The 19,540-nt window shown below is 43.0% G+C and carries 23 protein-coding genes; all 23 read right to left on the bottom strand.

Annotation, left to right across the window (positions count from 1 at the left end; translation table 11 throughout):
* Positions 1 to 32: 32 nt before the first annotated feature.
* A complete protein-coding gene (locus DESME_RS00425) occupies positions 33 to 797 on the bottom strand; it encodes a type III pantothenate kinase (RefSeq protein WP_006717546.1) in 765 nt (254 codons plus the stop codon).
* Between the two features lie 2 nt (positions 798 to 799).
* Complete coding sequence (locus DESME_RS00420; RefSeq protein ID WP_006717547.1) at positions 800 to 1,354, bottom strand: biotin transporter BioY; 555 nt, start codon at positions 1,352 to 1,354, stop codon at positions 800 to 802.
* Positions 1,355 to 1,477: 123 nt separating this feature from the next.
* Positions 1,478 to 2,452 (bottom strand): biotin--[acetyl-CoA-carboxylase] ligase, encoded by a 975-nt coding sequence (locus DESME_RS00415; protein WP_006717550.1) that lies wholly within the window; start codon positions 2,450 to 2,452, stop codon positions 1,478 to 1,480.
* 4 nt (positions 2,453 to 2,456) lie between these two features.
* Positions 2,457 to 2,840 carry an aspartate 1-decarboxylase gene (gene panD / locus DESME_RS00410; RefSeq protein WP_006717552.1) on the bottom strand — a complete coding sequence of 128 codons (384 nt, stop codon included), beginning with the start codon at positions 2,838 to 2,840 and terminating at the stop codon, positions 2,457 to 2,459.
* Complete coding sequence (gene panC, locus DESME_RS00405; protein WP_006717555.1) at positions 2,833 to 3,687, bottom strand: pantoate--beta-alanine ligase; 855 nt, start codon at positions 3,685 to 3,687, stop codon at positions 2,833 to 2,835. The genes panD and panC overlap by 8 nt, the downstream gene beginning before the upstream one ends.
* 2 nt (positions 3,688 to 3,689) lie before the next feature.
* The gene (locus DESME_RS00400; RefSeq protein WP_006717556.1) at positions 3,690 to 4,565 is read right to left on the bottom strand and encodes a Rossmann-like and DUF2520 domain-containing protein; all 876 of its coding nucleotides are present in this window, start codon (positions 4,563 to 4,565) and stop codon (positions 3,690 to 3,692) included.
* A gap of 179 nt (positions 4,566 to 4,744) precedes the next feature.
* Complete coding sequence (folK, locus tag DESME_RS00395) at positions 4,745 to 5,218, bottom strand: 2-amino-4-hydroxy-6-hydroxymethyldihydropteridine diphosphokinase (protein ID WP_006717558.1); 474 nt, start codon at positions 5,216 to 5,218, stop codon at positions 4,745 to 4,747.
* Between the two features lies 1 nt (position 5,219).
* A complete protein-coding gene (gene folB, locus DESME_RS00390) occupies positions 5,220 to 5,585 on the bottom strand; it encodes a dihydroneopterin aldolase (protein WP_006717560.1) in 366 nt (121 codons plus the stop codon).
* Positions 5,572 to 6,786 (bottom strand): dihydropteroate synthase, encoded by a 1,215-nt coding sequence (gene folP, locus DESME_RS00385; protein ID WP_006717561.1) that lies wholly within the window; start codon positions 6,784 to 6,786, stop codon positions 5,572 to 5,574. Before folP ends, folB begins: the two co-directional genes overlap by 14 nt.
* A gap of 36 nt (positions 6,787 to 6,822) precedes the next feature.
* On the bottom strand, positions 6,823 to 7,314 hold the full coding sequence (locus DESME_RS00380) for an HD domain-containing protein (protein WP_006717563.1): 492 nt from the start codon (positions 7,312 to 7,314) through the stop codon (positions 6,823 to 6,825).
* Positions 7,315 to 7,496: 182 nt separating this feature from the next.
* Complete coding sequence (locus tag DESME_RS00375) at positions 7,497 to 9,167, bottom strand: formate--tetrahydrofolate ligase (RefSeq protein WP_006717564.1); 1,671 nt, start codon at positions 9,165 to 9,167, stop codon at positions 7,497 to 7,499.
* 115 nt (positions 9,168 to 9,282) lie between these two features.
* Positions 9,283 to 9,969 carry a DUF881 domain-containing protein gene (locus DESME_RS00370; RefSeq protein WP_006717567.1) on the bottom strand — a complete coding sequence of 229 codons (687 nt, stop codon included), beginning with the start codon at positions 9,967 to 9,969 and terminating at the stop codon, positions 9,283 to 9,285.
* Positions 9,970 to 9,971: 2 nt separating this feature from the next.
* The gene (locus DESME_RS00365) at positions 9,972 to 10,682 is read right to left on the bottom strand and encodes a DUF881 domain-containing protein (RefSeq protein ID WP_006717569.1); all 711 of its coding nucleotides are present in this window, start codon (positions 10,680 to 10,682) and stop codon (positions 9,972 to 9,974) included.
* Positions 10,683 to 10,782: 100 nt separating this feature from the next.
* Entirely contained in the window at positions 10,783 to 11,232 is a 450-nt protein-coding gene (ndk, locus tag DESME_RS00360; RefSeq protein WP_006717570.1) for a nucleoside-diphosphate kinase, read from the bottom strand.
* Between the two features lie 34 nt (positions 11,233 to 11,266).
* Positions 11,267 to 13,126 (bottom strand): ATP-dependent zinc metalloprotease FtsH, encoded by a 1,860-nt coding sequence (gene ftsH / locus DESME_RS00355; RefSeq protein ID WP_006717572.1) that lies wholly within the window; start codon positions 13,124 to 13,126, stop codon positions 11,267 to 11,269.
* A gap of 117 nt (positions 13,127 to 13,243) precedes the next feature.
* Positions 13,244 to 14,674 carry a tRNA lysidine(34) synthetase TilS gene (gene tilS, locus DESME_RS00350; RefSeq protein ID WP_025248579.1) on the bottom strand — a complete coding sequence of 477 codons (1,431 nt, stop codon included), beginning with the start codon at positions 14,672 to 14,674 and terminating at the stop codon, positions 13,244 to 13,246.
* 43 nt (positions 14,675 to 14,717) lie between these two features.
* A complete protein-coding gene (locus tag DESME_RS00345; RefSeq protein WP_006717576.1) occupies positions 14,718 to 16,808 on the bottom strand; it encodes a SpoIIE family protein phosphatase in 2,091 nt (696 codons plus the stop codon).
* Between the two features lie 244 nt (positions 16,809 to 17,052).
* Positions 17,053 to 17,436 carry a S1 RNA-binding domain-containing protein gene (locus DESME_RS00340; protein ID WP_006717579.1) on the bottom strand — a complete coding sequence of 128 codons (384 nt, stop codon included), beginning with the start codon at positions 17,434 to 17,436 and terminating at the stop codon, positions 17,053 to 17,055.
* 104 nt (positions 17,437 to 17,540) lie between these two features.
* Positions 17,541 to 17,870 (bottom strand): FtsB family cell division protein, encoded by a 330-nt coding sequence (locus DESME_RS00335; protein ID WP_006717580.1) that lies wholly within the window; start codon positions 17,868 to 17,870, stop codon positions 17,541 to 17,543.
* On the bottom strand, positions 17,845 to 18,087 hold the full coding sequence (locus DESME_RS00330) for a sigma factor-like helix-turn-helix DNA-binding protein (protein WP_006717582.1): 243 nt from the start codon (positions 18,085 to 18,087) through the stop codon (positions 17,845 to 17,847). Before DESME_RS00330 ends, DESME_RS00335 begins: the two co-directional genes overlap by 26 nt.
* 169 nt (positions 18,088 to 18,256) lie before the next feature.
* Positions 18,257 to 18,763, bottom strand: coding sequence for a spore cortex biosynthesis protein YabQ (yabQ, locus tag DESME_RS00325; protein WP_345787499.1), 507 nt, complete (start codon positions 18,761 to 18,763; stop codon positions 18,257 to 18,259).
* 15 nt (positions 18,764 to 18,778) lie between these two features.
* Positions 18,779 to 19,018, bottom strand: a complete 240-nt coding sequence (yabP, locus tag DESME_RS00320; protein WP_051413991.1) for a sporulation protein YabP — start codon at positions 19,016 to 19,018, stop codon at positions 18,779 to 18,781.
* 172 nt (positions 19,019 to 19,190) lie between these two features.
* On the bottom strand, positions 19,191 to 19,466 hold the full coding sequence (locus DESME_RS00315; RefSeq protein WP_006717589.1) for an RNA-binding S4 domain-containing protein: 276 nt from the start codon (positions 19,464 to 19,466) through the stop codon (positions 19,191 to 19,193).
* Positions 19,467 to 19,540: the final 74 nt, after the last annotated feature.

The following is a 19,540-nucleotide window of genomic DNA, read 5'->3' as shown; positions in this document are numbered from 1 at the left end:
TCTCCCTGATTAACATTATATTTGTTCCCTGTCTAATTATTCCGATCATAGATGATCAATAACCCTTCCAGCGTTAAAAAGGGATCAACAGTTTGAATTTCTCCAGATTCGTCATTGATAAACCGCGCTAAACCACCTGTCGCAATGACTTTCGTTTCTTCGCCCAATTCTTGTTTCATCCGCCGAACAATTCCATCAACCTGACCCACAAACCCATAATATATTCCAGATTGCATACCTGAGACTGTATTCTTAGCGATAACACGCTTCGGCTTCACCAGCTCGACACGTGGCAACTTTGAAGCCCGCTGAAACAAAGCCTCTGTAGAAATCCCAATTCCAGGCGCAATTGCCCCACCGAGATACTCACCGCGTTGGGAAATAGCACAAAATGTTGTCGCTGTTCCAAAATCCACGATCACCAGCGGTCCTCCATATTTGTGATAACCCGCAACAGCATTTACAATTCGGTCAGCACCCACTTCGCGTGGATTATCATAGATAATTGGCATTCCTGTCTTCACCCCAGGGCCAATAACTAAAGGCTCAACCCCGAAATATTTGCGAGTTAGTGACTCCAGTGTAGGCATCACGGGAGGCACGACCGAAGAAATAACAACGGCTTCAATATCTGAGAATTTCAAACCACTAAAATCAAAAAGGTTTTTAATGTCCACGGCATATTCATCCGTCGTCCGTAATTTGTCAGTTGAAACGCGCCAATGTTGCGTTAGCTCTCTATTTTCATAAACACCGAGAACGATATTCGTATTCCCTACATCAAAAACTAGGATCATTTTTAGTCTCCTTTGTTTAGATTGGCTCGGCTACGAACCACTCGATTCCCTACCCAAGCCGCAATTCCCGCTTTAATAAGATCAGAAACAATAAATGGAAGAAAACCTATTGCTAAAACCAAAGAAAGACTTGTGGGTTTGTGCAATACCCAACGCATCATCGCATAAAGATAACTTAATCCGACGATATAGAGTACAACTAACCCCATCAATACGGCCAAAACAGCTGTCCAGAACTTCTGGGGGCGATAAATTTTCCCTACCACATATGCTGCACCAATATAACCTAAAATGAATCCAAAAGATGGTTTCGCAAGGTAGGCCAAGCCTCCAAAGGGAGGATTAGCAAAAACAGGCAGGCCAAATAATCCTAAAACAACATAGACCGTCATGGCTAAGGCACCATATTTTGCGCCTAATATAATCCCTGATAAGAGGACCATCACCGGCAAGATACTGAATGGAACGAGGGCTGGTGAAACCCACCTTAATATCATCCCAGCTAAACACGTTAAGGCAGCAATAGCCGCTGTCCTCGAAAGGTATTGAACATTCATCATAATCCCTCCACTATATGTAAACTAATATCTATAGCTGAAGTTTACAATAAACATTACCTTGTGACAATACCACTCGCCGCAATTTTTCTATGCTTGCTCAATGCTATTAAACCATCATCATTAAATGTAACCCTCGGAGGAACGAAGTTTAACATCACCGGAGGAAAAAAGGTGTTCTTGCCCCTTTACTTCCAAAATCAGTTCCCCGCTGCTCGATATTCCTTTAAGAATACCTTTAATACCCTGTCCCGCCTGCTCAACCTGAACTTCCTTGTCAATCCCCGCTGCGTAAGCCAGCCAACGTGCGCGTAAGCCTTCAATGTCTCCTTCTGTTAAGGATTTGATTTCAATTTCTAATGATTTGAGAAAAGCGATGACCAAGTCATTGAGATTGATAGGATGCCCTAAGAGTTCTTTAAGCGTTGTTGCGGGTATATCAGGGCTTAAATCCTTAGGTTCCAAATTAGCGTTAATCCCCACTCCTAAAATCAACGTCTGAACCGCATTCCATTCCCCGACGACTTCTCCCAAAATACCGGCTATTTTTTTCCCCTGATAGACAAGATCATTAGGCCATTTAATTTGGACATCTAAACCGTAGAGTTCCCGACAAACGTGTGTTAAAGCAACACCCGTACTTAAAGTTAGCTTGGCTGCATCCGCTAATGAGAGGTGGGGCTTCAAAATGACTGTCATCCAGATTCCACCCTCAGGAGACTCCCATACACGTTGCATACGCCCACGTCCTGATGTTTGCCGTCGAGCTAAGACCACAGCCCCATCTTCGACTCCCTGATGAATCAACACTTTGGCATAATCATTCGTGGAAGAAAGCTCTCCAAAACAGTGGATTTCGCGGCCTAAAGTTTTCGTTGTTAAACTACGCTTCAGCACCCATTCTTCTAACGAAAATGGAGTCTTGACTAAACGATAGCCACTTTTAGTCTGAGCCTCGATCTCATAGCCTGACTCTCTTAGCGCTTGAATTTGCTTCCAGACCGCTGCGCGCGTAATCTTTAAAGATTGGCTAATCGCTTCTCCAGAAATATATTTTCCAGGTTGGCTTGCTAAGAGATTTAAGATCTCATTGCGCACGGAATTACTCCTCACGTCCATGAATTTCTTCATCTGATAATTTTACAATTTTATTTTCCCCGTTAACAAAAATAACTTTTGGCTTATACTCATGAGAAGCTTCATCGGTAAAAATCCCGTAAGAGATGATGATTACTTCGTCTCCGACCTGAACTAAACGTGCTGCCGCCCCATTGAGACAAATCGTACCGCTTCCTCGCTCTCCAGGTATAACATAGGTCTCCATGCGGGCTCCATTATTATTATTAACAATTTGAACCTTTTCGTTGGGAAGAACATCAGCTGCTTTGATTAAATCTTCATCGATTGTAATACTGCCGACATATTTTAGATTAGCTTCAGTGACAATAGCACGGTGAATTTTGGACTTCATCATTGTTCTAAACATTTTTTACCTCCACGACACGATTATCAATTAAACGCGTTGTCCCAAATTTAACAGCTAAGGCGATAACAACAGAATCATCAATAACTTCTGGCTTTGTTAGATTCTCTGCCGAGCGAACTTCGACATAATCAATTTTGCCCGAGCTCTCCTCTGTGATTTTCTCACGAATTTTTTCCTCTATTGTGGTCACATTCCGCTCTCCCTGACGAATGAGCGTTTCAGCCTCAGCCAGGCTTTTGGAAAGAACGAGTGCTTCCCGCCTATGCTCCGCCGTCAAAAAGACGTTCCTAGAGCTTAACGCAAGCCCGTCCTCTTCGCGGACGATAGGAACAGCTATAACTTCAATTGGAAAATTGAGATCGCGAACCATCTGTCTGACAATCAAATATTGCTGATAATCTTTTTGCCCAAAATAGGCACGATCCGGTTGAACGATATGAAAGAGTTTACTTACAACGGTTGTTACTCCATTAAAATGTCCAGGCCGTGATAACCCACAAAGGGCATTTCCCAGTTCACTGACCTCAACTATTGTCCGATTTTTTTGGGGATACATTTCTTCAACCGAAGGATGGAAGATAAGATCAACTCCTGCTTCGCGTGCGAGTTTAGCGTCATGTTCTAAGTCTCGCGGGTAACGGGAAAGGTCTTCATTCGGCCCAAATTGCAAAGGGTTAACAAAAATACTCATCACCACAAAAGTACCCTCTTGCTTAGCCTGTTTTACCAGAGACAAATGGCCTTGGTGTAAATACCCCATTGTTGGTATTAACGCAATACGGAGTCCTTTCTTCTTTTGCCCTGCAACGATTTCCCTTACTTCTGAAATTCTTTCAACACGTTCCATGATTATTTCTTTCCTCCTTGTAATACTAATAACTGGTATAATTTCTGTAAATTTTCCTTAGGGTATTCCTTACCGTTGAGCTTCATCTTAGTTTGGGCCAACTCTAAGGTCGAAATTCCAAGAGCCCGGTAAGATTGCTCAAGTTCTAATGGCATACATTCAAGATGAGAACGAACAACTTCACTATCTCCCCGAGCAATCGGACCAGTTAACGCTTGGGGTAAACCTACCTTATCTAAATTACGCAATGTCCCTTGCATTAAAGGAATCAACGATTGAAGTGCAGCTTCCTTGGGGATCCCTGCCAAATCGAATAGTTGAACCGCCATATCTGCAAGGGCAACGATATAGTTGGAGACCATAACTGACCCCGCATGATAAAGAGGCTTTTTCTCAGGGTCTAACTTATGGGGAATCCCTCCTAAATCTTGTACAATCTGTGCTCCTTCCTCAATAGCTTCTCCCTCTAATCCAAAATGAGACCCCGATAAAAGCTTTATGGCCTCACCCACATCAGCAAACGTTTGTATCGGATGCATGGAAAGCGTTTTAATCGGAAGAAAGGAGTTGTCCTTGAGGATTTCTGCTTTCTGAGAACCTGAGCAATGAATCCAAATTTGACCGTTTCTATAGAGTCTTCGCTCTGCTAAGTTTTTAGCGACTGATTGAATCATCCCATCTTGGGTGGTGATAAAAATCAGATCTGCCTCCGGAACCCATTCCTCCAAGGGAATCCTTTCCTTGTTTAAATACTGACGGAATCGTTCGTAAGAAGCAGCACTTCGCGTTGCTACTCCAAGGCATTGATAGCCAGCCTCCTCCAAACGGACGGCAATCGCTGTACCCACGATTCCTGTACCAATAATCCCGAACTTCATCTAACCCCTCCCTAGATCAATGTATAAGAAAAAGCACCCCCCAAGTGTGAAGGTGCTTCATTTTTTCATGCTTCCTTCACCGTCTCGGTCGAAATTGATCCAAGCGGCAGTCTATACCATCAAATGAATGAATTTTACCAGTACAACTCCACTGGGGATATTGTCTGTCCATCCCAATACTACTCAATTACTAACTTTTGGACTTCTCCATTTCCCTGGACATCTTCAACTCGACAACCTGAAGGGAGAATCAATTTTGGAGCGATTTCTCTTAATGGAACTAAAACAAACGCTCTTTCCTCCATCCGTGGATGAGGCAAAATGAGTCGTTCATTCTCATACACCCTATTATCATAAGTTAGGATGTCAATGTCAACAGTTCTTGGACCCCAATGAACGATTCTTTTGCGTCCGAGCTCATTTTCTATGTTTTGACAAACATCAAGTAAATCCAGCGGAGATAATTCCGTCTCTATCTCCAGTACCTGATTCCAAAAGTCCGGTTGATCAAGTTTTCCCCACGGTTTAGTTTCATAGATTGAGGATTTCTTAGTTAATTTAATCTTTGGATGTTCCCTTACTCTCCGAGAAACTTCAGTAAGGTTTTGCCCTCGGTCTCCTAAGTTCCCTCCGATACTTAAATAAGCTTTCATTTTATTTCTCCCGCCAAATTTCAACTGAAGCGTCTTCAAAAATACCAGGGATTGGAGCTTGAGGTTTATGGACTTCGACTCGAATCGCTTCACAAGAAAACCCATTTAGGATCTCACCTGCAATCTCCTCCGCCAACCGCTCCAAAAGATGAAACGGCTCTCCAGTCACGATCGTTTTAATGAGTTGATACACTTCCGCATAGTTAATTGTATCTGCGACCTGGTCTGAGGATCCAGGCTTTTTTAAATCGCGATACAAATCCACATCGACAATAAATTGCTGACCCAGGACCTTTTCCTCACTCATTACACCATGATAACCATGGAATTTCAGCCCTCTTAAATGGATTGCATCACGCTCCTGCAAAGTTTCTCCCCCTCAATTTCCGATAAATAGCATCTGACATATCAATTGCGCGGCGATTGGCTAGGACATCATGAACCCGAACCATATCGACTCCGGCGGCTACCCCTACTACGCTCGTTGCAATCGTTCCTTCAACCCGCTGATCGACTGGTAAATCAAGAACATTCCCAATCATTCGCTTGCGAGAAGCGGCCAATAAGATCGGATGCCCTAAATTCTTCAATTCGCCTAACCGACTCATTACTTCTAGATCCTGCTCCCGAGTTTTGCCAAAACCAATCCCTGGATCCACAATAATTTCGTCCCCGCTGAGTCCGTTCTCCTCTGCTAAATGAATACTCCGTCTATAAAAAGAGATCATATCTCCCATTAACTGATGATAGCTTGTCCCTTCCTGATTATGCATAACAATCACTGGAGCATGATATCTTCCAACGACCCGAGCCATATCAGGGTCTCCTTGTAATCCCCAGATATCATTAATAATATGCACGCCAGCTTCCAAGGCCTTTTCGGCAACCTCTGCCTTATAAGTATCAATTGAAATGGGTACGGAAATTCGGGGAATCAATTCCTTTAGAACCGCTTCTAACCGACTCCATTCTTCTTCTGCACTAATCGGTACTATTCCTGGACGAGTGGATTCTCCTCCAATATCAAGGAGATCCGCACCCTCCTCGATCATTCGCTCTGCCTGACTTAGTGCTTGTTTTAGATCCACATATTTTCCTCCATCAGAAAAGGAATCAGGCGTAACATTTAAGATTCCCATGACTAATGTCCGCTTACCTAATACGAGCTCTCGTCCTCTGCAATTCAACGTCCTTTCTTGATGAGGTTCAAGTCCCTTTAACACAGCCTTCAGCTGATGCCCTAACTCCTTTAGCCCAAACGGTTGGCTTAAGATTTTCTGGGCAAGATGTTCTAGTTGCTTCACGGTCCCTAAAAGAAGGACATCGGTTGCTTCAACCTTATGGACGATAACATCACGATGAACTGCCGCATCTCCACCAACAGATAGCATTTCTTGTTTTAAAATATGGGCAACATGTATGGGTACATTCTCGATTTTTATAGCTCTCCCTATAGATTTTCCTGCCATAAGACCCACGCCGCCTGGATCTGAGCCAATTTGGGTAATCGCTCTTTTAGCCTCCTCAACACTATCCAGCTTAATCCAGCGAATTCGGAAATCCTTCATTCCCATGATCCTCCTTATGTATTTCCATAATGCTCCCTAACTCTTAATTTCATCCATTTCACCTGAATATTTATAGCAGTCCACTTGGCTCCTACAGCTCCGACAATCACGAGCCCAGTCATCTGCATAGGCTAAAGCTCTTCCTAATGGGCTTAATTCGCCTTCTGGATCAAGCCGATGTTCACGGATTCCTTGGGTGATAACCTCAACTTCTCCAGGGGTAAATCCAGATTCTCTAAGAATAGGCTTTATAAGATCCGCACCAAATAATGCATGATCCTCTCCCGTTTCATATTCACGCCATCTTCCAAGATCATGTAACACTGCTGCAGCATAGACTACTTCCTTAGATAATGAGGTATTCTTGTCCTCTAACAGGTAGATATACGCAATCCGAGCTACTGCTAAACCATGATCGAAGCCGTGTTTACAAAAAGCCCTTTTCTGCTCTGCCTGATTATTCTTGTGAGAATACTCAATAAATAGGGGATTTTCAATTATTCGATTAACACGGGGTACGGAAACCATATTTTCCCCTCCCTCACTCCTCAGACCTAAGCCCATTATAATCATTTCTATGATTTATGACAAAAAATCCTGCTTTATATTATCTACCGATTCAAGCTAAACCATTGCGATAGTGCAAAAAACAAGCCCCGGAATAATCCGAGGCTTATCTGTGATTTTATATATAATCTATCATTGTTTAATTAGAACAAGCCGGTAATCTTACCTTCAGCGTCGATATCCATTTTCAAGGCTGCCGGACGTTTAGGCAAGCCAGGCATGGTCATAATTGCACCGGTAATCGCAACTAAGAAACCTGCGCCTGCAGAGAGACGAACTTCACGAACCGTGATCATAAATCCAGTCGGACGACCTAACAGAGCAGGATCATCGCTCAGTGAATATTGGGTTTTCGCCATACAAACTGGCATATTTCCATAACCCATTTCGGTATACTTTTTGATATCCTTTTGAGCTTCTTTCGTGAAGTTGACTCCATCCGCACCGTAGATTTCTTTAGCAATCTTCTCCATTTTGCTTTCAATCGGCTGATCCAGTTCGTAAAGGACTTTAAAGTTAGATTCTTTATTATCCACGATATTGAGTACTTTATTGGCTAACTCAATTCCACCTTCGCCACCCTTAGTAAATACTTCAGAAAGCGCAAATTCAGCACCCAATTCACGACAACGTTGAGCAATAAATTCCAACTCAGCCTCGGTATCAGAGGGGAAGCGATTAATCGCCACGATAGCAGGAACTCCAAATTTACCAATGTTCTCAATATGTTTCTCTAGGTTAACGATTCCCTTAGCTAGAGCCTCAAGATTTTCTGCCCCCAAATCTTCTTTGGCTACGCCACCATTCATCTTTAACGCTCTAACGGTAGCTACAATCACTGTTGCGGCCGGTTTCAAACCTGCAAAGCGAGATTTAAGATCAAAGAATTTCTCAGCACCAAGATCAGCACCAAAACCCGCTTCCGTAACAACATATTCCGCAAGTTTCAAGGCCATTTTGGTAGCAACAATACTATTACAACCATGGGCAATATTAGCAAACGGTCCACCATGGATGAAGACTGGCGTATTCTCTAAGGTTTGAACAAGGTTCGGTTTGATTGCGTCTTTCATGAGCAAGGCCATTGATCCTTCAGCCTCAAGATCATGGGCTGTAACTGGCTTGCCCTCGTATGTATAGGCAACAACAATCCGACCGAAGCGCTCTTTCAAATCCATCAAATCTTTAGATAGGCAAAGGATAGCCATGATTTCCGAAGCAACTGTAATATCAAACCCACTTTCCCGGGGAACTCCCTCAGTACGTCCACCCAGGCCAACGACGATCTTACGAAGGGCACGATCATTCATATCTAAAACACGACGGAAGACGACCTGCCGGGGATCAATATTAAGGAGATTTCCCTGTTGAATATGGTTATCTAATAAAGCGGCCAACAGATTATGAGTTGTGGTAATCGCATGGAAGTCACCTGTAAAATGCAGGTTAATGTCTTCCATCGGTACAACTTGCGCATATCCACCGCCTGCAGCTCCGCCTTTAATTCCAAAGCAAGGTCCTAGGGAGGGTTCACGCAAGGCAATCATCGATTTCTTCCCTAACTTGGCCATAGCCTGACCTAAACCAACAGTCGTGGTTGTTTTTCCTTCTCCTGCCGGAGTTGGATTGATAGCAGTCACCAAGATAAGCTTGCCTTCAGGCTTATCTTTTAGACGATCGAAGGCACTAAGTGTAATTTTAGCTTTGTATTTGCCATACAATTCAATCTCATCTTCCAAAAGATCAAGTGTGCTGGCCACTTCCATAATCGGTTTCATTGTGGCTTCTTGGGCAATTTCGATGTCGCTTTTCATTTCTCCACTCCCTTATTTCTTTATCGAATTCATTATATAATACTATTCGAGAGTAAAATGTTTTTTCCCTGCAAGTATAATGTAAATTTTTTGAAAATTTTTAATTAATTATTTTTTAACTTCCACTCCCCACATTATAAGTGCTTTTATAGGAGGGAATTTCTACATTCTTACGAACAATACTTACCGAAATACCCGATTGCTTTAACCCTTGTGCTTCAAGCTTACTGAAGTAATCCACAAGTTGATCTTGATTACCAATCGCTAAGATCTCATAAGGCATTCCTTCTGCTCGGGTAATGGGGACTTGATTAATTAATTTTGTGCTTCCGCTCATCACAATCGCTGTAGGAGCAACGAGTCGTTGTCCATTAATACTCACCGCTTCAGCACCCGCGAATTTGAGAATATTAACTATCGCCATCAAGTCATCTGTTGTTAAAGGAAAAACAGTTTTATGATCTTGTTGTCGATCATCAATGGAAATCGCGATTCCCGGACCTTGTACCGCTACCGTCCCATCTATCATTCGATACTGGTCGAGCTGAGCTAGCAGGGCTGGGCTTGTTCCCCCTTGATTACGTGCTTCATCCAATTGAGCCATTAAATTGTTATGCTCTTCTTTTAGCCGAAGACTCTCCGTTTGCGCATCGGTGAGAAGATTTTTAACTGAAGATAAACGTTGGGTTTGAATCTGATCCAATGCTTCAACATCTTTTTGGGTTTGAATCGATAGTGCGATCAAAAAACCTAAAGCAACCGATACACAAGTCACCGATATGGTCAAAACTTTCTTCCCCATAATTAACCTCCCTTCACCGGCTCAGCGAATTGAATTTTTTTGGGCTGTCCAGCAGGTATCGTTAACGTTTCAGTGGGCGCCTCAAGATTACGTGTAATTCCATACTGCTCTTGGTATTCCCCAAGTCGATCCCAAAAATAGAACTTAAGTGCAGATTGAAGATTATGCTGGCTCCCGACAGCTTCAATAATATAGGGTGCCATCTGCCGTGTACCATTAATCTGAATATAAGACCCACTACAAAAGATCTCAGTAGTACTTGTAATCCGTTGCCCATTTACCGCGATAGCTTCTGCGCCGCCATTCCAAAGCCAGTTCACTATCTGACGAATATACTCCTCATGAATGAGATAGTAATTGGGATCATCACTTGGATTACTAAATGTCTTTGCGTCGTCGAGTGTAATCCGAACGCCTAGGCCTTTAACCTCTGTCAATCCTGCATTTGTTTTCGCTTTCTGAAGTTGTTGATGCGTCAATAAAGTTGCATTTTGTCCTTCATTATATTGGCTCAGTTCCTGTTTTAATTTTTCATTCTCATTGGCGAGTTGTTGATTTTCTTGTTCAACCTGAATGAGACTGGGTACTACAGTATCCGTTCTTGTATTTTGGACACCTTGAGCTCCAGTCGTCTTCAAGAGGATAACAAATAGCAACCCAACAATACAAGATGCCATTGCTATTAAAAATTTACCCTTCTTGGTCAACGTCATACCGGTGTCCTCCTTAAAATTGATCATTTTATCTCAAAAATATTTTCTGAAAAGCTAAGAGGACACCGCACGCGGTGTCCTCTCCTCTTAACACACTGCTTTATTCGCTAAGCCATTCTTCTCCGGCCTTGGGATATTCCAGAATCTCCCCCGGCTGAAAATAAAGAGCAATTTCTCGTTTCGCACTTACCTCTGAATCCGAACCATGGATAATATTACGACTAATATCCATTCCATAAGCGCCCCGAATCGTTCCCGGATTTGCACTGACAGGATTCGTTGCCCCCATTAGTTCCCGGGCAATTACAACGACATTTTTCCCTTCCCAAACCATGGCTACAACAGGAGAGGACATTATATAATTGACAGTGGGTTCAAAAAAAGATTTACCTTTATGCTCTGCATAATGCTGTTCCGCTACGTCACGATTGACCTTGATGAGCTTCATACCTACCAGTTTACATCCCTTGGACTCAAAGCGAGAAATGATTTGACCCACCAGCCCCCGTTGTACGGCGTCGGGTTTAAGCATGATAAACGTTTTTTCCACACTGTCTCCCCCTTAGTTAACCGTTTTATCTTCTTTAATTCGTTTCAGAAGCTTGATTTGAAGTAATCTCCTGTTCTTGAACTTCGTCAGGCTCGCCAAACTGAGCCATTAACTGAGCAAATTCTTTCGTATCTAAAGTTTCCTTCTTCATCAAGGCCTGGGCAATAACTTCAAGCTTCGGCATATTCTCCTGAAGTAGGTTTTGCGCTTTATGATAACACTCATCAATAATCCGTCGAGCTTCTTTGTCAATCGAATAGGCTACAGCTTCGCTATAATTCCGATCTCGACCAATATCTCTTCCGAGGAAGACCTGTCCTTCCTTTTGCCCAAAGGTCAGCGGCCCGATTTCATCAGACATTCCTAATTCGGTAATCATTTTGCGAACCAAACCCGTTGCCCGTTCTAAGTCATTCGAAGCACCCGTACTGATTTCATGTAAAACTAAGGCTTCAGCCACTCGCCCTCCCAATAACATCGTGATTTGATCAAGAAGCTGAGATTTGGTCATATAATTCCGATCTTCTTTAGGTAATAATAGCGTATATCCACCCGCACGTCCGCGAGGAATAATCGATACTTTATGAACCGGATCGGTATGGGGTAACAAGTCCCCTACAAGGGCATGCCCTGCTTCGTGATAGGACACAAGTTTCTTTTCAAATTCACTAATTACACGGCTTTTCTTCTCTGGACCCGCAATAACTCGTTCGATCGAGTCTTCCATTGCCAACATTTTGATCTCTTTGTCATTCCGTCGTGCAGAAAGTAAGGCTGCTTCATTGACTAAGTTTGCGAGATCTGCTCCGGTAAATCCAGGAGTACGGCGAGCCAATACGCTGAGTTCAACATCTTGGCTGATGGGTTTACCTTTAACATGTACCTTAAGGATCTCTTCACGACCTTTGACATCGGGTACATCAACCGATACTTGACGGTCAAACCGTCCAGGACGAAGAAGGGCTGGATCCAAAATATCGGGGCGATTCGTTGCTGCAATAATGATAATTCCATCATTACCATTAAAGCCATCCATCTCAACGAGCAACTGATTTAAGGTTTGTTCCCGTTCATCATGTCCGCCACCTAAACCAGCACCCCGTTGGCGTCCGACCGCATCAATTTCGTCAATAAAAACAATACAGGGAGCATTCTTTTTCGCTTGCTCAAATAGATCACGAACCCGGGAAGCTCCAACTCCGACAAACATTTCCACAAAATCAGAGCCACTAATACTAAAAAACGGAACTCCTGCTTCCCCGGCAACTGCCCGTGCCAGCAGCGTTTTCCCTGTTCCAGGAGGTCCAAAAAGGAGAACACCTTTTGGAATCTTTGCTCCTAACTCATTGAACTTTTTCGGGAATTTCAGAAATTCTACGACTTCTTGTAATTCCTCTTTAACCTCATCGGCTCCAGCAACATCCTCAAAGGTGACCTTCTTTTTCTCGTCACCAACCAGACGCGCTCGACTCTTCCCAAATTGCATGACCCGGTTTCCACCACCCTGGGACTGTTGCATCATGAAAAAGAATATACCTACGATGAGAAGCATCGGCACTAAGGTGCTGAGTAAGCTCGTCCACCAAGGTGCTTCTACTGGCTGCTCCAAATTATAAGGAACATTATGCTCAACCATATCCTGTAGAAGAACTTCATCTCCTAATGGTCCGATGACTTTCTTTTTATTGCCATCTTTCATATTCACTGTGTAAGTCGTGACACTTCGGTCTGTAATCCCGTTAACGTCCTGTACCTGATCCGCAACAATGGCCTTACTAAAACTGGTATAATCCATTTGTGAGATATCGGTGACTGGTGGATTAGCCCATTTAATTAACAATATGGCCAAAACGATAATAAATAGGTAAATTGCTGCATTTTTAAAAAACTTCAACCTCAAGGTCCTCCCCTCTAATGGATGGAAAAACCGCCTCATTTTCGAAGCAATATTACATATTGTACCACGAGTACGTAGCTTTTACAACGAATCGAAACGCGTTATAAACCTGGCTTATCCCAGGTTTTGCGCTTGGATAATTACTCTAACTTTGGGCTGTATTCCCGATCGGCAAGAATCGCTTTGCTTGACACCCGGAATCCAGAGAATTTGGCTTCCAGAGGCTAACAATGGGATCCTCCCGCGCTCTTCAGAATTAATTTTAGCTTCTTGAAAAACTTTTTTAAGGGATTTATGTCCTATTCCCTGAATCCAGAGCGTATCTGCGGATCTACGGGAACGAAAAACAAGATCTTCTTGTAGTCTTGACAATTTTTCTCGGTCAAAATCAGCCCAAGCAATAATATTATTATTTATTACGGCTTGATCATCAAACTCTTCACTCGGAAAAATCCCTGCCCAAACACCAAAGCCTCTCAATTTACTCCATTCACCCATGGTAATGAGTGTCTCACTACACTCTACTCCGTCTTCTCCAGCAGACCACTCTTCATGATTTATCTTTTCTCTATTGGCCTTCCTCAAAAACAAAATTCCTTCGTAGCGAATATGTACCCTGAACTGAGGTAAGTCTTGCTTCCATCCTATTTGTCCATTTGATTCTAAAATCTGTTGCACATAGGTAAACCCAAGACCTCGTGGCTCACCTGTGACCCGAGCTGCAGCCCGACGAACCAGGCGAGAAAAAATGGCCTTGGGTTCCTGGAATACCTCCCTGCTCAATTGAACTTGGTCGAATTCGCAAAATAGGCAATAGGTTTCCCAAGCCTTATCTGTTTGCTGTTCTAAATATTCCTCATCCCAGCGCAGAACTTCAGCCGTTCTCCCAATTGCCTCTAAAATTTTCGGATTATAACTCTGCTTTAACTCAGGCAATAACTCTAAGCGAATGCGATTACGTACGAAAAGAGGTTGAAAATTAGTATAGTCTACAGCATAAGGAATATGTTCCCTCTGACAATAGTCCAGAACATCCTCTTTCTTAAAGTTTAAAAAAGGACGGATAATCTTTCCCTTACGAGGATAAATCCCTGCTAACCCAGCCGTACCGCTTCCCCGAAGAAGGCGATAAAGAACCGTTTCTGCTTGATCTCCCAAATGGTGGGCTGTTGCGAGTAAGTCACACTTGTATTCAATCATATCTTCATTCCAGCGAGCATAGCGCCATTCTCGAGCAGCTGTTTCAAACGACTGCCCTGTAGCTTGAGCATAGGCTTGAGCATCAAACCGATGAACCACGCATGGGACTTCCCAACGTTTAGCCATTTCTTTAACCATTACGGCTTCCTCATCTGACTCTTGGCGAAGGCCATGATGGACATGGGTTAGAACCAACGAAATCCCCTGTTCACTCATTTCATGAACATATCTCCATAAAACATGACTTAAAGCCATTGAATCCGGGCCACCAGAAACAGCTACAAGAATTCGTGAATGTGGAGGAATAAGGAGTGGCAAAACGGACTGCCTCATCTTTTCATAAATCATGTTCGTTCTCCCCCAAAGGTCCTTTCCTCTTAGTGTACCATTAATCTACCCATTTTTTACGAATAATAAGAACCACACCATCATCAAACATATCATCTGCGCTTGAGCGCCGAGCCTCACTCACGATTTGTTGGGCAAGCTCTTGCGAAGATGTAATTTCCTGATTTTCTAAATAGGATTTCAACCAGTCTGTTCCATCTTTATGCAAATCCTGAATCCCATCCGTCACCAAAACTAGGACCTCCTCAGGTAAGAACTCTTCCTCCAAAACAGGGATATCAATATGGTTTAGTATTCCAGCAGGTAAACTTGATGTCTCCAGTACACGCACTCCTTTTATTCCTTTAATGTAAGAAGGGCATGCCCCGACTTTAACGAGTCGTAGTCCATTGCTCTCAAGATCAAGGATAGCCATATCAATAGTTACAAAACTCTCTTCTGGTGACCTCAGAACTAAAATCGAATTCAGAGCTTGGATTGCTCCTTCGGGTTCAAAACCCGTATTCAGAAGTTGTTCCAAAAGGCTCAAGGCTGTAGCGCTTAATTTTGCTGCACTATCCCCCACTCCCATACCATCACTGACAATCACCGCATGCTCAGTCGGTGAAAAAGCCAAAGAAGCATAGTTATCTCCGCTCATGGCATTCCCACTTTTGGTAAAAGACGCAACTCCCATATCCAAAAACTCCCGACGACGTCGAGCCACACCAGAATACTTTACCTGTTCAAGATTATGCCTTGTGTTGAGTTCTTTAGCAAGATGCCCCATAACTTGAGAAACGCTTTGGAATTGCCGGGACAGAGCATCTTGATTCGCCGCCAAACGAGCTCTCCAGCCCTCTAAACTTTTTTCATGTTCCAAAATAAACTGAACACCTAAGACCATTTCCTTCAATCGGCCACAATGGCGCTTCCACTCAAGAGGCAGGTCCTTAGGATTAAGCTCTTCCGCACGCTCAACTTCTTCAAAGAGATTAAATAAAAAATGATAGGTTTTATAAAATTCTCGTGTCCAACACGTTTCAATCGTTGGGCACGTTTTACAAACCCGCTCAACTAGAACATTCATGAGTTCGGGGATATCAGGTTTCGAATGGTGAACCTCAGCTTCAGCTGCCTGGGCACTATACGCAATTTGTTCAAAAATCTCGGCAACAGTTTTAACCTTCGTCACTGTACTTTCTACTTCAGGCATCGGCTTTGATTTTAGAAAGTTAGTTTGAGGTGGAGCACTTGGAAAGAACAAAAACAGCAAGAGTGCGAGAGCTGATGAAACAAGTTGTGGATAAACCGCCTCTGGGCGTAAAGAAACCGTTAACATTAAAATCACGCCTGTAAAGGCGATTCCAATCCCTAGTTTCCCCAATTTTTTGAAGGCTCCACTTCCAAACCCTGCTAGCCCATAAATACCCGCCTCCATTAAGTTCTGGGCATTAAGCTGAAGATGTGGCAAAAAACCAAGCATTACACCCACCCCAGCTGCAGGCCCTGCTCCAAACCGCTCGGCAACAAAAAGGATAAAGAAACTCAAAACCGTAACGACGAGATTAATCTCTCCAATTTTTACGCCTTGCAAACCACTAATTATGCCTACAAGTAGAACCAACCAGGCAGTACCTTGCTCGCGAGTAAATTCACCTCGCCAAAGTGCCTCCTGATTACGAAGTGCGAACCAAAAAACGACCGCTAAGGCTCCGGAAAAAAGACTCAGTAGGACGCTCTTCATTCCCATTTCTAGATTAGATTGTGAGAGGCTTAAAATCAAATAAGAGATCACGCCACAGACAAGCGCAGTTATTATCCCCAAATAGGCTCCTTCTCTTTTTTTCCCACGCAAAATAGGAACGATTAAAATCAAACTTGTTAAAATGAGAAGGATCTGCAAAGTTCCGACTAAGTCGTTGAAAACTAGGGACAGAGTTCCCAACGCAACTCCAATTAAGCCTAAGGATACCCCCTTCTGCCCATTCAGCAAAAGGGCGGCCCCAAAAGCAATTCCAAAAGGGTATACCTCTAAAATACTTCCTCTCGCCACAAGGCAGCCGAGTAATGTCTGCCAAACAAGCTGCCCCCCCCAAGCAAGCTTGTCCCTGCGCAAACCGTTAGCTTTTAATGATGCCCATTCCGCCATAACGTCACCTTCTTACCAATTTATGTAAACATTATAGCGGATTTCTTTGGAGAAGCTTGTCTAGTGAGGTCACCTCAGATTAACAACTTTCGACGTGATCCTGCATTAACCTTAGGATAACCGAAAATTCTTGGTAAGGAGTAAAGAAAACTCGGCTTTCGCTGAACTGAGCTTGCATTATTGTCTGGGTAATGCAAAAAACGCCGGGTTTCACCCAGCGTTTCAAACCACATCCATATATTCCTTAGTACCGACCGGAACCCCGTCCGCCCCGCTTAGATTCTGTCGCGCGACGATAATCTAATTGACGCTCATCACTGTCTTTAATGAATTTAGCCATTTTATCTTCAAAAGACACAGTGGGTTGACGTCGTTCACGATTTGAGCGAGTACTAGGATTGGCTTGTTTAATTGATAATCCAATCTTCCCATTCTCATCGACATGGATCACTTTAACTTTTACATGATCCTGTTCCTTGAGATAATCCCTAACATCTTTTACATAAGCATCTGCTACTTCCGAGATGTGTACGAGTCCAGTGACCTTATCTGGTAGCTCTATAAAAGCTCCAAAATTGGTGATACCCGTTACCACTCCTTCAACAATGCTGCCAACCGCAATGGCCATACGAAGCAAACTCCTCCTTGTGATAGTCTCGATATTTGACTTTATTATATCTGTGTCACAAGAGAACTGTCAAGATAACAAGGCTATTGTTCATTAACAAATTTTTACTGCTCTTTAGGAGAAATCATTATTTCCCCTTTTCTGACCAACCCTAACTGCTCTCGTGCTAGCTGTTCAACATAACTCGGCGTATTCAGCCTAACAATCTCAGATTCTAGTCCAGACTTTTCCTTAAGAAGTTCCTGTTTCTCTCCCTCGATCTGGGCTATCTTCCCATTAACCTGATGTTGAAGTTGATAAAGCTGCCATCCTGACGTTACTAAAACCGTTGCTACAAAGGCAAACAGGATAAAAGCGGCGAAATTGAATTTCGGTTTCTTTTTTTGGGAGCTGATATTAGGCCTGGACTTATTCATCTTCTGAATCTTCTTCATCGAAGTCATTCCCTCCCAGACCGATTTCTGACTCAGGTATAATGCAAACGATTTCATACCCTTTTCCTTTAGCACGCGCTAACAAAGTTGCGACCGAGCTTGCACTAAGATGCAATCTTTTAGCAATTTGATCGGTTGAGAGCCCCTTTTCTTTAAGAACCACCGCTTGACGCTCTCGGAAGCTTAATTTCTCTAAACCTCGAATTTCAAAATGCATTCGACTCACCCTTGCTGTCGCGAATATCCACAGAGTTCAGGAAGTTATGCACAGGCTGTGGGTAACCTGTGGACAAATCACGGACAAATTACGGACAAAGAAACTACAATCTGTGGACAATTACATTATACAGAGTGATAAATAAGGAATCAATCCCTTTTGGTAATTTCTACCCTTTAGTCCTAGGCGAAAATAACGTATTCCAGTAATTATAGAGTCGCGCTCTTGTTTGCCTAAGAGGTTGAGCTAACACCGCTTCCAGGATACGATAGACCAGAAAGCTGAACCAATGCAAGAGGGCATAAGGTGGGCGCATCAGGATAAAGACTCCCCTAACCGGGATTCTTAAACCTTGCCTTAACAACCAAAACAGATAAGAAAATAAACGAAAAAGCTGAAGATACCCTTTAATAAGGACTCTACTCAAAAGCCGAAGATAGAGAAAAAGCCCTAAAATACTTCCCCATAAGATGTAAATTCGAAAATCCAAAGCATTCGCCCGTTGAAAAAAGCGAAAAAGAATAACTAAAGTAATTAAAGAAAAAAGCAGATCACCAGCCCAAGTGCTGACACGCCCCCATCTCAAATAACGCCGAAGGGAACGATAAAAATCAAAACATACACCCACCACAACTCCGGCCATCACAATCCAGAAAAAAGCTTGAAACTCTGATATCTTACTCTCCTCCTCTTAGCGGAAAATTCGGCCCCATAAATTTCCTCGTGAGCCGCCCGCTTGACGAGGATAAACTATCGCCTCAATAAATCCCTCAATTTCCACAAGTCCTTCTTTAAGATCCAGATGTTTAATTCCTAGCTTCTCTCCTTTAATGGTCATCATTCCTTGAACTGTTTCAAGTGCAATTTCTTTAGGGTCAAACGACTGAACCTTAATTGCTCCCGTCAGGGAAAGAGTCTCCCTGTTATTCATGGTTAGCCGGTGAACTTTATCCGCATTTTTATCCACCCTGTTCAGCCCCCTCTTCCTTTTCTTCTTAAACGTTATTCTGAAAGACTGTCCTTTAGACTTCAAAACGGGAAAGAAAAGCGTGTAGTCTAGATCGCACAAAAAAGGGACTGTCGCAAAACAGCCCCTTTAAAATCTAAAATTGATCTTCTGCTATCGTTCGTTTTTCATCCCGTATGACGTCATACAAGAGATGAGCTTCATTCGCCTTAACACTGTTAGGAGTAGAGAGCACCTGAACTTCTAAGATATGATTTCCGATTTCAATCGTGATCTTATCCCCAGATTTAACATCGGCTGAAGGTTTTGCTGTCTTGCCATTGAGTTGAATTTTCTCACCCTCACAGATATCCTTGGCAACAGTACGCCGTTTGATCAAGCGCGAGACTTTTAAATATTTATCAATTCGCATATTCTTACCTCTGTTATTCGACATAAACGAAAATCAGGTTCAAAGAACCTGATTTCGCATTTTTATTAAGCCAT

Source organism: Desulfitobacterium metallireducens DSM 15288, from assembly GCF_000231405.2.
Taxonomy (GTDB): domain Bacteria; phylum Bacillota; class Desulfitobacteriia; order Desulfitobacteriales; family Desulfitobacteriaceae; genus Desulfitobacterium_A; species Desulfitobacterium_A metallireducens.
The sequence above is the reverse complement of the archived record's forward strand: the minus strand, read 5'-3'. Positions and strand labels throughout refer to the sequence as shown.

Bases quoted from the DNA above. Each gene is read 5' to 3' on its own strand.
- DESME_RS00400 (WP_006717556.1), bottom strand. From the start codon at position 4,565: ATGAAGTTCGGGATTATTGGTACAGGAATCGTGGGTACAGCGATTGCC.
- folP (WP_006717561.1), bottom strand. From the start codon at position 6,786: ATGAAGGATTTCCGAATTCGCTGGATTAAGCTGGATAGTGTTGAGGAG.
- DESME_RS00335 (WP_006717580.1), bottom strand. From the start codon at position 17,870: ATGAAGAAGATTCAGAAGATGAATAAGTCCAGGCCTAATATCAGCTCC.
- DESME_RS00330 (WP_006717582.1), bottom strand. From the start codon at position 18,087: ATGCATTTTGAAATTCGAGGTTTAGAGAAATTAAGCTTCCGAGAGCGT.
- DESME_RS00425 (WP_006717546.1), bottom strand. From the start codon at position 797: ATGATCCTAGTTTTTGATGTAGGGAATACGAATATCGTTCTCGGTGTT.
- DESME_RS00380 (WP_006717563.1), bottom strand. From the start codon at position 7,314: ATGGTTTCCGTACCCCGTGTTAATCGAATAATTGAAAATCCCCTATTT.
- yabP (WP_051413991.1), bottom strand. From the start codon at position 19,018: ATGAATAACAGGGAGACTCTTTCCCTGACGGGAGCAATTAAGGTTCAG.
- DESME_RS00365 (WP_006717569.1), bottom strand. From the start codon at position 10,682: ATGACGTTGACCAAGAAGGGTAAATTTTTAATAGCAATGGCATCTTGT.
- panD (WP_006717552.1), bottom strand. From the start codon at position 2,840: ATGTTTAGAACAATGATGAAGTCCAAAATTCACCGTGCTATTGTCACT.
- panC (WP_006717555.1), bottom strand. From the start codon at position 3,687: ATGGAACGTGTTGAAAGAATTTCAGAAGTAAGGGAAATCGTTGCAGGG.
- DESME_RS00420 (WP_006717547.1), bottom strand. From the start codon at position 1,354: ATGAATGTTCAATACCTTTCGAGGACAGCGGCTATTGCTGCCTTAACG.
- DESME_RS00340 (WP_006717579.1), bottom strand. From the start codon at position 17,436: ATGGCCATTGCGGTTGGCAGCATTGTTGAAGGAGTGGTAACGGGTATC.
- DESME_RS00370 (WP_006717567.1), bottom strand. From the start codon at position 9,969: ATGGGGAAGAAAGTTTTGACCATATCGGTGACTTGTGTATCGGTTGCT.
- DESME_RS00315 (WP_006717589.1), bottom strand. From the start codon at position 19,466: ATGCGAATTGATAAATATTTAAAAGTCTCGCGCTTGATCAAACGGCGT.
- DESME_RS00345 (WP_006717576.1), bottom strand. From the start codon at position 16,808: ATGGCGGAATGGGCATCATTAAAAGCTAACGGTTTGCGCAGGGACAAG.
- DESME_RS00375 (WP_006717564.1), bottom strand. From the start codon at position 9,167: ATGAAAAGCGACATCGAAATTGCCCAAGAAGCCACAATGAAACCGATT.
- folK (WP_006717558.1), bottom strand. From the start codon at position 5,218: ATGAAAGCTTATTTAAGTATCGGAGGGAACTTAGGAGACCGAGGGCAA.